Genomic DNA, 13,949 nt, shown 5'->3' on the forward strand with positions numbered 1-13,949 from the left:
GCTAATGCCTCTGAGCATCAGTTATTAAACAAACCGGAGCTTAACTAGTAACACTAGCTAACTGGCGCCAGTAATAAATAGTACCTAGCAAATAAAAAACGCCAAAAAGACAACAAATTATCGAACTACTTAGCCAGAATGTGACTGAATTTTCCATTATTGCCGGATGGCGACTGATAAATGGTGCTATTAAGCCAATAACTCCTCGCAGCAAATAAACCGCAGTAATAGCGCAAAGCACCCATTTAATTAATGGAAATCTAACGATCACACCCGCGGCTGATAATGCATATAACCCCCATAGAAATAACATTAACGCTATCGCTAATGTTATTATCATCGGGTAGTAACTCCCTGACTCAGCAAGCTTAGCCATACGCTCACCCGCGCCAAAAAAACGGTACCAACTTGCGCCACCAAAAATAATCATCACATGAAGTAGCGAGGCAATAAAACTAAGCATAGCCGCAATAATAAGCTGATATTCACCTTTCATAAACGCTTCCTTTTCGAGTTATTCTTTCTTGTAATGATCAACAGCAAAACTAAATACCACTTTAATCATAAAAAACATGCTAGTAATTAAAAACCATTGCTCGATAGGCATCAGCATTAACCCTAAAAGACCACAACACATAAAAAAAGCACCAAAAAACATCTGCAAAGGATGACCTTTCAAATAGTTTATAAGGAATGCAGAGCCTATTGTATAAGCCCAAACCAATACAGCATATTCCATAGGTGCCGCGAGGAGCCAAGCAATAACTAAAATATGGATATGTATTGAAATGAAAATAATCCTGTTCTTGGCACGTTCTGAATAAAACTGATTAGTACCCCTAGTAAAATTTGCGATACAACCGGCTAAAACATCAACAACTAGAATTAAGCCTAATATCGTCATCCAGGTTACTTCTTGATGGCTAGGCCGATAAAAACAAAAATAAATTAGAGCACTCCCAATCAAGGCAAAAACAATCGTAATAATAATTTCTGCAATCGACTGCTGTTCTCCAAACACTTCATATAATCCTATGGGCATATCAATATTTTTCATTTACCTATCCTAATAAATAATGGGAGAACAAATTGCCATGCAAAAGCTGCTATTTTAAGCGATAAGTTACAAGGAGTTTTTCAGCGCTAACTAATAATATTTCTAATAAATCATACTGTAACAATAACTTGTTACCATTATCAAAAATGTTTTTGTAATAATTAATTTGTCATCTACCCGATAAATTGTCTTTTAAACAACCTTTGCTACACTTAAAGATTATGCTGTAGAAATACTTAAAGTAAGGGACTACCATGGACTACAACTATAGAGAACGCCGTCAAAACGCTCGCCATAGCAATATCATACTCCCTGCAGGTGAATTAACTCTGATGTATGATCATAGACCAATAGACTTATTTAAATTCAAAGATATTTCTCCTTTTGGCGTCTGTCTATTAGCAGCAGAACCAGCTAAACAAGATGATGTAATCCAAATTCGTTACCATCATAAGGAAGATCAACTTGATGTTTATGGCACCATGATTTGGCAGGAACTAGTCAAAAATGATACGCAGTCTCATTACTGGCTTGGTATTCGATTTTGGCCTCATAATCCCGAACCTAATATAAGCCTATTTGACTTATTGATAAATAACCTTGCTGAGCAAAAGGCCAGTTAAATTACTTAGCTTTTATTTACCTAAAAAGCACATTTATTAGCAAGCAACCGATCTAGTTTTTAAAACGAGATTTTAGTGTGTTTTACGGTCTCAATAATAGCTTCAAGTAACTTAAGCAGAGACGGCCTATCTTCTTTTTTTGATAAAAAGTAACCGATTGGTTACTTTTTACTTTGTATTAATTAGTATTTCTAAAAAATGATTACTCAATCTAAGCTTAATCTTTTTCTGGCGATTGATTACGCAGATAGCCCGCAGCTTGATCATCACTATCTTTTTGTTCAAGTTTGGCTGATTTTTCGCTATTTATCGATCGAGTTTGTTGATTAACCTGAAAAATCTGGCTGGCATTATCGAGGTCTTTTTCATTAGTAATGGCTGCTATCGCCTCTCTGCCACGCAAGAATGACTTAATTTCATTAACAATATCAGCCAGTTCTTCCTCATTTTTATTCATTCCCATGATATAGCGAATCGATTCCAAATTAGCACCACCACTAGTAGCAAAAATGGTTGATTTGATACGAGAGGTGATCACCCAAGGAGTAATACTACTTCTAACCACAGTGTTTTCCGAACGCGTACTGTCATGAATAGCCATGCCGGTAGATATTTTTGACTCCGTATAGGTGCCTTCGGTTTTCATAAACATCAGCAGAGAATTAAAGTGCATTTCCCCCCAAAATAAATGCGATGCCTGACTCATCACCCGCGCCGCCGTCGAAATAGTCAGCCAGGCAAAAAATATCGCCAGCGCAGCAGAGCATAAATTAAAAAAGCCAAGCACTTGCTCTTGTCCAGGTTGAATACCGTTAAAGCTGACCGCTTGCTTGACGACATCCAAAAGCTTTAAGCCAAATAAGTAAAATAAATATGCGCCGAGCAGATAACCTAACTGGCTCACTCCGGTCAGTAATTTTTTTAAACCATTATGCTTAGTCTCACCTTTAGCCAGTGACGGTTGAGTTTCAATGATAAGCTCACCATTAAAACTGCCTTTACCTTCAGATTGCTCGTTCAATTTAGGATCAAAATTACGATAAATACGATTAGGGATTTCACGATAACGGCGATTGGCCAGCACGATATTTTCAATATTAATGAATATTTCATTTGGATGTACCGACTCCTGCATGTTTTCACGATATTCACTAACCTCAGTCGCCGGTGTCACTTCAGCCATGCGCCGAAATAGCAAAGGTAACGTCACGCCAAGTACCACAATAATAGCACCAAGCAACAATAATAAGTTCCCCCAGACATTAAACATCGCAGTAGCTTCAGCATAAGTTTGCAATTGCTGTGGACTGGCAGGAGAATATTGATCCAGATAAACACCGGCCATCACAGGCGCGATTAACGACAAGGCGATCAAACCACCAAAAGATTTACCGCCACTCGTATGTAGCCTCGAACTTTTCTTACCGGTAATCGAGCCGGCAGTGTTATACCAGTTAACTAGCAAATAAATTAGCAACAAAATAGATAACACAGGTAAGGCGATGACCTTAGCCCCTTCACCTGCCAAGCCAACATTAACAACAAACGCAGCAATGCCAAATGCCAGCAGCGCGGTCAACACATTAATCGTCATTGCCGCTAGTTCCTGCGCCAAATTGCGCAATGGATAAGGCATAAAAGTTAATTTAGGATATAGCGAATGTAATAATCGCGCCATCCAGCCCAAAGGTTCCTTAAAGGTAGTATTTTTACGTCCCATCAACATGGCATGCAGCTGCTTAGCATCGTAGAGCAAGACATTTGTCCCCCGCTCTTCGTCTGCAATATCTTTTTCAGAGACGGACTGATTATAAGCGAGCGAACTTGGCACCGAACGACCGACAAAATAACGAAACAGCTGAAAAATACCGATACCTGCATGCCTAGCACCACTGGTGATTAGCACAAAACCAAGAATGGCATAGCTCCAGCCAGCGATCTTATCCTGCTGCAACGTATCAGCGACTTGAAGCAAAGGTATCACTCCCGCTAACAACACTAATAGACCAGCACCTACTTTAAACAGCCCTTCCACCTTAAACGGGTTTTTTATCCCTAATGTTTGTGAGCCAAAATCATAAGCCATAAAAAGTATTCCTTATTATTATCAAGCGTCTGCTTACTTTTCACCACATCAATGATTTTGGTCTTGGAATCAATTAAATGCAAGTTAAGCTTCTAACCTTAGCATTATTTCAACTGATGGCTAAATACCTCATCCCAGTCTTTGTCTGGTGGCTCCTGAATAAGCTAGTACAGCGTCACTAATCTCAGATAAGGAAATCCGTTCTCCAGCCACCAGTCCGGACGATAAGGCAAAGTTTCGGGCAACATCGATACGTCAAACATGGTGGCATGAATTTCAACACCGGGAAAATTTAGCGCCACCGGTGGTGATTTGTGCTTGATGATGAAACAGAGTTGCCAGTACCACTTCATTTTGCATAAAACTTGCCGCTAGCTGGCGTTCACCATCCAATTGAGCAGCAATAGCTCAATTCTGCATCTTAGCACTATTATCAGGCATTACCGCCAGCTCCACGACCTTACTTTATCCATTTAGCATTTTTTACTTCACTATTGAAATATTGTTTTGCAGCCATTAAAAAACCACTCAAACATTGCTCATCAATCAAGCATAGTTTCAGTGGTTTTAGTAAACGACTTTATTGTTTAGTTAAGATCTTTATTGTGTGATTAACAACTTTATTACTCTCTCACAAAACAAAGGCTACTTTACCTGTTAATTACTCTACCGTTACTGATTTTGCCAAATTACGTGGTTGATCCACGTCAGTACCTTTAATGATAGCGACATAATAAGATAACAATTGTAATGGTAAGGTATAGACGATTGGCGCGATGATATCATCGCAATGCGGGACATTAATTACCGTCATGGTTTCATCGCTTTCAAAACGGGCATTGTGATCAGCAAACACATACATTAAACCGCCGCGGGCTCGCACTTCTTCGACGTTTGATTTTAATTTTTCTATTAAATCATTTTGTGGTGCTACCACGATTACCGGCATTTCAGCATCAATTAACGCTAATGGGCCATGTTTTAATTCACCAGCCGCATAGGCTTCAGCATGAATATAAGAGATCTCTTTTAGCTTTAATGCCCCTTCCATCGCAATCGGATATTGATCACCACGACCTAAAAATAACGCATGATGCTTATCAGCAAAATCTTCTGCTAAATCTTCAATAGAATCAGCTAATGCTAATACTTCATCAAGTTTATTAGGTAAAGTCATTAATGATTTGGCAATGTCATTTTGCGTTGATTCACTCATACCATGATGCTGACCGATAGCCAGTGTCATCATTAATAAACCAACCAGTTGCGTGGTAAATGCTTTAGTGGAAGCAACGCCGATTTCAGCGCCAGCCTTGGTCATAAAGGCAAGATCAGATTCTCTGACTAAAGATGAGCCTTGCACGTTACAAATAGTTAAACTAGCTTTATAACCTAACTCTTTTGCTAATCTCAACGCAGCTAAGGTGTCTGCAGTTTCGCCAGATTGTGAAATAGTCACTAATAAGGCATTTTTCGGTACATGAGATTGACGATACCTAAACTCACTGGCAATTTCGATATTACAAGATACACCGGCTAACGCTTCCAACCAGTAGCGCGCCACCATACCTGAATGATAGCTGGTACCACAGGCAATGATTTGCACGTGTTCAATTTCTTTAAAAATATCATCCGCACCTTCACCAAAGGTATTGATATCCAGCTGATTTCCAATAAGACGACCTTCTAAGGTATTGCGAATTGCCGTTGGCTGCTCATAAGTCTCTTTTAACATGTAGTGACGATATTCACCTTTATCGCCACTGTCTTGCGCCACTTCACGCTCTTTTGCTTCACGCTCGACGCTATTACCGTTTTTATCAAAGATATTAACTTCAAAGCGTGTCACTTCAGCAACATCACCTTCTTCCAAGAAAGAAAATTTACGGGTTACCGGTAATAAGGCTAACATATCAGAAGCGATAAAGTTTTCCCCTAAACCATAACCGATAACTAACGGGCTACCAGAACGGGCAACAACAATACGATCTTTATCGTTACTATCCATCACTACTGCGCCATAAGCTCCATCAAGCTGGACAACTGTTTTTTGAAACGCGTCGACTAAGCTTTTAGCACTTTTTAGTTCATGATGCACAAGGTGGGCAATCACTTCTGTGTCTGTTTCCGAGACAAAGCTATAGCCTAATCCGACAAGCTTTTCCCTTAGTTCATGATGATTTTCAATAATACCATTATGAACTACCGCGATATTATCGCTAGAAACGTGAGGATGAGCATTGATTTCGCTCGGCGCACCATGAGTTGCCCAGCGAGTATGTGCAATCCCTGTTCCACCGAATAAAGGCTGTTCGGCTAATGCATCCGATAACTCCTGTACTTTACCTAAACGACGAGCACGATTCAGACACTTGTCATTATCAATAAGCGCTACCCCTGCCGAATCATAACCTCGGTATTCCAGACGTTTTAACCCTTCAACTAAAATATCTGCCACATCACGCTGTGCTACAGCACCGACAATCCCACACATATCGTTATCCTTTTTTTCTGTTGTTACTGGACACAAATAACATTAATGTCCTGAGCAATAATTTTTTCTCTAATTTCCATCGGCATATCATCATCTGTGATCAAAGTATGAATATCAGACCATGGAATTTCCAAATTAGGTATTTTTCTATTAAGTTTCTCTGATTCAACCATAACAATCACTTCACGAGAAACTTCTGCCATCACCTGACTTAAGCCAAGCAATTCGTTAAAGGTCGTCGTACCTCGTTCGATGTCGATACCATCAGCACCAATAAACAATTGGTCAAAGTCGTAAGAACGCAGTACGCTTTCTGCTACTTTACCCTGAAATGATTCTGAATGAGGATCCCAAGTGCCACCGGTCATCAATAAGGTAGGTTCATTTTCTAAAGCATGAATTTCTTTTGCAATAGCGAGCGAGTTAGTCATTACCACTAAGCCTTGCTTGTTGCTGAGCTCTTTCACTAATGCAGAAGTAGTACTGCCGCTATCTAAAATAATGCGATTATGATCACGAATTAATGTCGCTGCTTTCTCAGCGATACTAACCTTTCGTTTTGAAACTTTATCACTTTTAGCTTCGATCAACTCACTTGGCAAAGGTACCGCACCACCATAACGGCGCAATAACAAGCCACTATTTTCTAACGCAGCTAAATCTTTACGGATAGTAACTTCTGATGTATCAAATTTTTTAGCTAATTGATCAACGCTCACTTCACCTAATTTATTCAATTCAGTGATGATAATATGACGGCGTTGCTTAGTATTTCGTTTAGACATTAGTTTCGATTTACGACCATAAATTTCAAACCGAAAGTTATTATAGGTTTTTTATAAATTTATTCAATAGTTCAGATCAGGAATATTAGGTTTATTCTTAGGTTATTTAACGTTGATATTATGGTTCTAGATGATAGTAATACTGATAAAGAGAGTTTTGCATTACATGCTTTGCAGACAGTTGTAATACCCTAACCAATTCAGGTGTGGAGTTTTTATTCAGTGCAATATAGCCTTGACTGCGGGTTTCGGGGAAAATGTATTTATTTATAACTTGCTCAGTAACTATGCCTTGAGCTAAGAAATAAGGTGTTAGAATACTAGGATCTACAAAGATAAAATCAACTTTTTCACTCATTAGTAAATTAATAGCTATTTTATTATTGGCGACCAAGTAAATATTCTCTCCTTCCTTAAATCCAAGTTTAAGTAAAGACGACAATCCATAAGATCCCCTTACCACCGCAATACTATGATTTTTTGCCTGAGCAATAGTGCTTAACTTGAGTTCTGGGCGCTGCTTTAACGATACAAATGCTCGTACAACATCACTTACTGCCAATAACCAATGAAACTTGCTTTCGCGTTCACTAGTTCTTACCATAGTAAAAATCATGGTATTGGCTTGCTCACTGGCAAGTTTAAAAGCTCTAGACCAAGGCATAAAGTCTACAGTTGCCGATAACTTAGCATCAACCATTAATAGCTTAAATATTTCAGCACTTGGTCCTTTAAGTTGATTTTTTTCTTTATACTGTAATAGTTTATTTTCTGTCGATACGACTTTTAATTTGGAAGCAATACAAGACGATGGACTTAGGAATAAGCCCACCATTAAGTAAGAAATGAGTAGATAATTAATGCATAGTTTCATTAACTCTTCTTAGTTGGTCGTTGCCAGCCTTTAACATTTCGCTGTTTACCCCGGGCAATAGCCAGTTCTTCATTTTCAACATCTTTAGTCACCACAGAACCTGCACCTACGGTTGCTGTTGTACCGATAAACACCGGCGCCACTAGTGAACTGTTTGAGCCAATAAAGGCTTCATCATCAATTATAGTTTGAGATTTGTTAACCCCGTCATAATTACAGGTAATGGTACCAGCACCAATATTGACGTTTTTACCAATAGTAGTATCACCTAAATAAGTTAAATGACCTGATTTACTACCTTCGCCAAGAATGGTTTTCTTCAACTCAACAAAATTGCCGACATGAGAATCTTTATTCATTATAGTATCAGGACGAATACGAGCAAATGGCCCAACGGAACATTGATCACCAATGACTGCCCCTTCAATAATAGAGTTAGGTTTAATAATAGTATTTTCACCTATGGTACAGTCTTTTAAAATACAGTTTGCTCCAATAGCAACACCGTTAGCCAAAACCACTTCACCTTCGAAAATACAATTAACATCAATTTGTACTTCTTGTCCGATGAGCATTTTTCCACGAATATCAATACGGTTAGGATCGCGCAAACTCGCACCATTAAGCATTAAAGTTTCTGCTTCTCTTAACTGATATGCTCGCTCTAATGCCGCCAGTTGTACCCGGTTATTTGCCCCTTCAACTTCAACTTCCGTTTCAGGATGTGCAGTTGCTATAATTTTCCCTTCATTATGACAAGCAGCAATAACATCAGTTAAATAATATTCTCCCTGAGCATTGTCATTAGATAAGTTAGCCAGCCAACGTTTTAAATCGCCGCCATTCGCTAACAATATACCGGTATTGGCTTCCTTAATTGCTAGCTGATCAGCATTAGCATCTTTTTGCTCTACAATACCAACCACCTGATGATTATCACGGACAATACGACCATAACCGGTCGGGTTTTGTAAATGCACCGTTAGTAATGCCATACCATTATCAGGCTTAACTGCTATTAGGTTTTCTAAAGTATTAACCCGGGTTAATGGCACATCACCATATAACACTAAAACGTCTTCATCATCTTTGATAAAGGGAGATGCCATATCTACAGCATGCCCGGTACCTAGCTGCTCTTTTTGCTCAATAAAGGTTAAATCATCACCGCTAATATTCGCTTTTAAAATTTCCCCACCAAAACCGTAAACTACATAGATATTTTCGGCATTTAAACAACGGGCAGCATTAATAACATGACTTACCATAGGTTTGTCGGCAACGGTATGTAGCACTTTAGGTAAGGCTGAACGCATACGGGTACCTTTACCCGCAGCAAGGATGACAACTGACAGAGACATAGCTATTCCATTAATCGTTATTAATTAAGCCTATACGTTAACGTATAAGCGTTGATAAAGAAATTGTAACTTTGTTTAATAACAATTTTCCATCAGTATTTTGAATTATTTTTCACACAACATGCCAACAAATAATACTTAAATCACTTTAAAAAACCTTCCCATCATCTCCTTTAAAAATACCACCAAGCTGAGGGCTTCATCTTTATATCAAGCGATCTAGCTAATCGCCCTCCTAATTTTAAGAAAATCTCGCAATAAAAAAGCGACCACTTACCAAAGTAAAGGTCGCTTTTCCTCAATCACTAAAACTTAGTGTTGTCTTATTACCGCATGGGCTAGAGTTTTTTCTTCGCCGCTTGAATAACACGTAATTTAGCTACTGCTCGTGCTAATTCCGCTGCTGCTTCTGCGTAGTTAACATCGTCGCCATGAGCATTTAAATGCTCTTCTGCACGTTGTTTCGCTTCTTGAGCAGCCTGTTCATCTAAATCAGCACCACGTGTAGCCACATCGGCTAACACAATGATTTGATTCGGCTGAACTTCAAGCATACCGCCAGAAATGTAGATAACTTCTTCGTCACCACCTTTCTTAACGATTCTTGCCATACCAGGTTTTAGCGAGGTCAGCAAAGGTGCGTGACCAGGCATAATACCTAGCTCACCTTCGCTACCTGTGATCTGTAATGATTCAATGGCACCAGAGAACAAACTCTCCTCTGCACTTACTACATTCAGATTGACACTTGTATATGCCATATGACCTCCAAATAGGCGACTAATAACTATTAATCAGTCGCCAGCCTACATTACATGTTTTTCGCTTTCTCAGTTGCTTCTTCAATAGAACCAACCATGTAGAACGCTTGCTCTGGTAAATCATCATATTCACCCGCAAGAATACCTTTAAAGCCAGCAATCGTGTCTTTAAGTGATACATACTTACCAGGAGAACCTGTGAATACTTCAGCAACGAAGAACGGTTGTGATAAGAAACGCTGGATCTTACGAGCACGGTCAACAGTTTGCTTATCTTCTTCAGAAAGCTCATCCATACCTAAGATTGCGATAATATCTTTAAGTTCTTTATAGCGTTGTAATGTAGATTGTACGCCACGTGCTACTTCATAGTGCTCAGTACCAATCACTAATGGATCTAATTGACGTGATGTAGAGTCAAGTGGATCGATTGCCGGGTAGATACCTTGAGCCGCGATATCACGAGAAAGTACAACAGTTGCGTCTAAGTGAGCAAAGGTAGTTGCCGGTGAAGGGTCAGTCAAGTCATCCGCAGGTACGTATACCGCTTGGATTGAGGTAATTGAACCTTTCTTAGTTGAAGTAATACGTTCTTGAAGTACACCCATTTCTTCAGCAAGCGTTGGTTGGTAACCTACCGCTGATGGCATACGACCTAATAATGCAGATACCTCAGTACCAGCAAGCGTATAACGATAAATGTTATCTACGAAGAAAAGTACGTCACGACCTTCGTCACGGAACTTCTCAGCCATAGTCAAACCAGTCATCGCAACACGTAAACGGTTTCCTGGAGGCTCATTCATTTGACCGTAAACCAACGCTACTTTATCAAGTACGTTAGAATCGTTCATTTCATGATAGAAATCGTTACCTTCACGAGTACGCTCACCTACACCAGCGAAAACAGAGTAACCACTGTGTTCGATTGCGATGTTACGGATAAGCTCCATCATGTTAACGGTTTTACCAACACCAGCACCACCGAATAAACCAACTTTACCACCCTTAGCGAATGGACATACCAAGTCGATTACTTTGATACCTGTTTCTAACAATTCATTCGCTGCCGCTTGATCAGCATACGCTGGCGCTTCACGGTGAATTGACCATTTTTCTTCTTCGCCGATTGGGCCAGCTTCATCAATAGGCTCACCCAATACGTTCATAATACGACCCAAGGTTGCAGTACCTACTGGAACTTGGATGTTATTACCTGTGTTTTCTACGTTCAGACCACGACGCAAACCGTCAGAAGAACCCATAGCGATAGCACGAACTACACCACCACCTAATTGCTGTTGTACTTCAAGTACTAAGCCTGAAAGGTCACCTTCAGTAACATTTAATGCGTCATATACCTGAGGTACAGCATTTTGTGGGAATTCTACATCCACAACTGCGCCAATGATTTGGACGACTTTACCTGTACTCATGTTTAATCCTCTATAATTGTGCTCTTTTACAAGAACAGTTACCTATACCGCTGCAGCACCAGCACAAATCTCACTCAATTCTTGGGTGATGCTTGCTTGACGTGCTTTGTTATATACCAATTGTAATTCGCCGATTAAGTCACCCGCATTGTCTGTTGCGGCTTTCATCGCAACCATACGAGCAGCTTGCTCACATGCGAGGTTTTCAACTACACCTTGATATACTTGAGACTCTGTATAACGAACCAATAACTGGTCAAGCAAGGCTTGCGCATCCGGCTCGTATAAGTAATCCCAACGATGTTGTATTGCGTCATCGTCTGACTTAGGTAAAGGTAAAAGTTGATCGATGGTCGGCTGTTGCGTCATGGTGTTAACGAATTTGTTATACACAATGAACAACCTATCAATGTCACCATTGTCATAGGCATTCAGCATTACCTTAACACTACCGATAAGGTCAGTTACTGAAGGGCTATCACCCAATCCTGAAATTTGTGATGTTACGTTGGCGCCCATATTGTTGAAAAAAGCAGTCGCTTTTGAACCAACAATACCAAACTCAACTTCAGCACCTTGCTCTTGCCATTTACCAGCATCAGCAAGCACTTGCTTGAATAAGTTAATATTCAAGCCACCACATAATCCACGATCAGTAGAGACAACGATATAGCCTACGCGCTTAACTTCACGCTCTTCCAAATATGGATGGCGATATTCTAAGTTACCTAGCGCGATGTGACCGATCACATTTCGCATATTTTCAGCGTATGGACGAGAGGCAGCCATAGACTCTTGCGCTCTGCGCATCTTACTGGCTGCAACCATTTCCATCGCGCTGGTGATCTTCTGCGTATTTTGTACGCTTCCAATCTTCGATTTTATCTCTTTAGCGCCGGACATGACTATTCTCTCCGAAAGTTAACTAATTACCAAGTTTGCGTAGCTTTGAAAGTTTCAATCGCTTTCGCTAAACCTGCTTCAATGTCTTTGTTGTAATCGCCACTTTCGTTGATTGTAGCCATCAATTCAGCTTGCTCATTATTGACATAGCTAAGTAACGCTGCTTCAAAATCAACTACTTTGTTGATTTCAACGTCATTTAGATAGCCTTTTTCAGCAGCAAATAGCGAAACCGCTGTTTCTGCAATTGATAACGGGCTGTATTGTTTTTGCTTCATCAATTCAGTTACACGTTGACCATGCTCTAATTGAGCACGAGTCGCATCATCTAAGTCAGATGCAAACTGCGCGAACGCTGCTAGCTCAGCATATTGAGCCAATGCTAAACGGATACCACCACCTAATTTTTTGATGATTTTTGTTTGCGCTGCACCACCAACACGAGATACCGAGATACCCGCATTTACCGCAGGACGAATACCTGCGTTAAATAGGTTAGATTCTAAGAAGATCTGACCATCAGTAATCGAAATTACGTTAGTTGGTACGAATGCAGAAACGTCACCCGCTTGTGTTTCAATAATAGGTAAAGCCGTTAATGAACCTGTTTTACCTTTCACTTCACCGTTAGTGAAACGCTCAACGTATGCTTCATTTACACGAGCAGCACGTTCTAATAAGCGAGAGTGAAGATAGAAAACGTCACCTGGGTATGCTTCACGTCCTGGTGGACGACGTAATAGCAATGAAATTTGACGATAAGCAACAGCTTGTTTAGACAAATCATCATAAACGATTAACGCATCTTCACCGCGGTCACGGAAGTATTCACCCATAGTACAACCAGAGTAAGGTGCTAAGTATTGTAATGCTGCTGCTTCAGAAGCAGAGGCAACAACAACAATAGTATTTTCTAATGCACCATGTTCTTCTAAGCTGCGAACTACGTTTGCAACAGTCGAAGCTTTTTGACCAACAGCAACATAGATAGACTTAATACCTGTGTTCTTCTGGTTAATGATGGCATCTAATGCGATTGCAGATTTACCAACCTGACGGTCACCAATGATGAGCTCACGCTGACCACGACCGATAGGAATCATAGAGTCAATTGATTTGATACCTGTTTGTACAGGCTGATCAACTGATTTACGTTCGATAACACCAGGAGCTACGACTTCGATAGGTGAAAAACCATCGTTATCGATTGGGCCTTTGCCATCGATTGGCTCACCTAAGGTGTTAACTACGCGGCCTAATAGACCACGACCAACAGGTACTTCCAAAATACGGCCTGTACCTTTAACTTTTACGCCTTCTGCTAGGTCTGCGTATGGACCCATAACAACCGCACCTACAGAATCACGTTCTAAGTTCAACGCGATTGCATAGCGGCTGCCAGGAAGTTCGATCATCTCACCTTGCATTACGTCTGCAAGACCGTGGATGCGAATGATACCGTCAGTTACTGAAACAATAGTACCTTCATTACGAGCTTCACTAACTACGTCAAACTGTTCAATTCTATTCTTGATCAGTTCAGCGATTTCAGTGGAATTCAGTTGCATG

Annotated in this window: 12 protein-coding genes; 1 reads left to right on the top strand and 11 read right to left on the bottom strand. The window is 40.1% G+C overall.

Annotated elements, in window-relative coordinates:
* Window positions 1–40: 40 nt before the first annotated feature.
* Both QQK06_RS09110 and QQK06_RS09115 read right to left on the bottom strand, forming a co-directional pair.
* On the bottom strand, window positions 41–496 hold the full coding sequence (locus QQK06_RS09110) for a hypothetical protein (protein ID WP_284244352.1): 456 nt from the start codon (window positions 494–496) through the stop codon (window positions 41–43).
* A gap of 18 nt (window positions 497–514) precedes the next feature.
* The gene (locus QQK06_RS09115) at window positions 515–1,057 is read right to left on the bottom strand and encodes a hypothetical protein (protein WP_284244353.1); all 543 of its coding nucleotides are present in this window, start codon (window positions 1,055–1,057) and stop codon (window positions 515–517) included.
* Window positions 1,058–1,311: 254 nt separating this feature from the next.
* Here QQK06_RS09115 and QQK06_RS09120 point away from each other — a divergent pair, with 254 nt between their 5' ends.
* A complete protein-coding gene (locus QQK06_RS09120) occupies window positions 1,312–1,680 on the top strand; it encodes a PilZ domain-containing protein (protein WP_284244354.1) in 369 nt (122 codons plus the stop codon).
* A gap of 217 nt (window positions 1,681–1,897) precedes the next feature.
* On the opposite strand, the gene QQK06_RS09125 is transcribed toward QQK06_RS09120, so the two are convergent.
* From QQK06_RS09125 to atpA, 9 genes are all read right to left on the bottom strand, one after another.
* Window positions 1,898–3,766 carry a hypothetical protein gene (locus QQK06_RS09125; RefSeq protein WP_284244355.1) on the bottom strand — a complete coding sequence of 623 codons (1,869 nt, stop codon included), beginning with the start codon at window positions 3,764–3,766 and terminating at the stop codon, window positions 1,898–1,900.
* A 661-nt stretch (window positions 3,767–4,427) separates the two neighbouring features.
* The gene (gene glmS / locus QQK06_RS09130; protein ID WP_284244356.1) at window positions 4,428–6,260 is read right to left on the bottom strand and encodes a glutamine--fructose-6-phosphate transaminase (isomerizing); all 1,833 of its coding nucleotides are present in this window, start codon (window positions 6,258–6,260) and stop codon (window positions 4,428–4,430) included.
* A gap of 23 nt (window positions 6,261–6,283) precedes the next feature.
* Window positions 6,284–7,045, bottom strand: coding sequence for a DeoR/GlpR family DNA-binding transcription regulator (locus tag QQK06_RS09135; protein ID WP_284244357.1), 762 nt, complete (start codon window positions 7,043–7,045; stop codon window positions 6,284–6,286).
* 118 nt (window positions 7,046–7,163) lie between these two features.
* On the bottom strand, window positions 7,164–7,919 hold the full coding sequence (locus tag QQK06_RS09140) for a substrate-binding periplasmic protein (RefSeq protein WP_284244358.1): 756 nt from the start codon (window positions 7,917–7,919) through the stop codon (window positions 7,164–7,166).
* A complete protein-coding gene (gene glmU, locus QQK06_RS09145) occupies window positions 7,919–9,280 on the bottom strand; it encodes a bifunctional UDP-N-acetylglucosamine diphosphorylase/glucosamine-1-phosphate N-acetyltransferase GlmU (protein WP_284244359.1) in 1,362 nt (453 codons plus the stop codon). The genes QQK06_RS09140 and glmU overlap by 1 nt, the downstream gene beginning before the upstream one ends.
* Before the next feature lie 338 nt (window positions 9,281–9,618).
* Window positions 9,619–10,041 (bottom strand): F0F1 ATP synthase subunit epsilon, encoded by a 423-nt coding sequence (locus QQK06_RS09150; RefSeq protein WP_284244360.1) that lies wholly within the window; start codon window positions 10,039–10,041, stop codon window positions 9,619–9,621.
* A 50-nt stretch (window positions 10,042–10,091) separates the two neighbouring features.
* Window positions 10,092–11,477 (bottom strand): F0F1 ATP synthase subunit beta, encoded by a 1,386-nt coding sequence (atpD, locus tag QQK06_RS09155; protein ID WP_284244361.1) that lies wholly within the window; start codon window positions 11,475–11,477, stop codon window positions 10,092–10,094.
* Window positions 11,478–11,519: 42 nt separating this feature from the next.
* Window positions 11,520–12,380 carry a F0F1 ATP synthase subunit gamma gene (atpG, locus tag QQK06_RS09160; RefSeq protein WP_284244362.1) on the bottom strand — a complete coding sequence of 287 codons (861 nt, stop codon included), beginning with the start codon at window positions 12,378–12,380 and terminating at the stop codon, window positions 11,520–11,522.
* Window positions 12,381–12,406: 26 nt separating this feature from the next.
* Window positions 12,407–13,948 carry a F0F1 ATP synthase subunit alpha gene (atpA, locus tag QQK06_RS09165; protein ID WP_284244363.1) on the bottom strand — a complete coding sequence of 514 codons (1,542 nt, stop codon included), beginning with the start codon at window positions 13,946–13,948 and terminating at the stop codon, window positions 12,407–12,409.
* Between the last annotated feature and the right edge of the window lies 1 nt (window position 13,949).

The sequence above is a fragment of the Thalassotalea insulae genome (genome assembly GCF_030161395.1).
GTDB classification, from domain to species: Bacteria; Pseudomonadota; Gammaproteobacteria; order Enterobacterales; family Alteromonadaceae; genus Thalassotalea_E; species Thalassotalea_E insulae.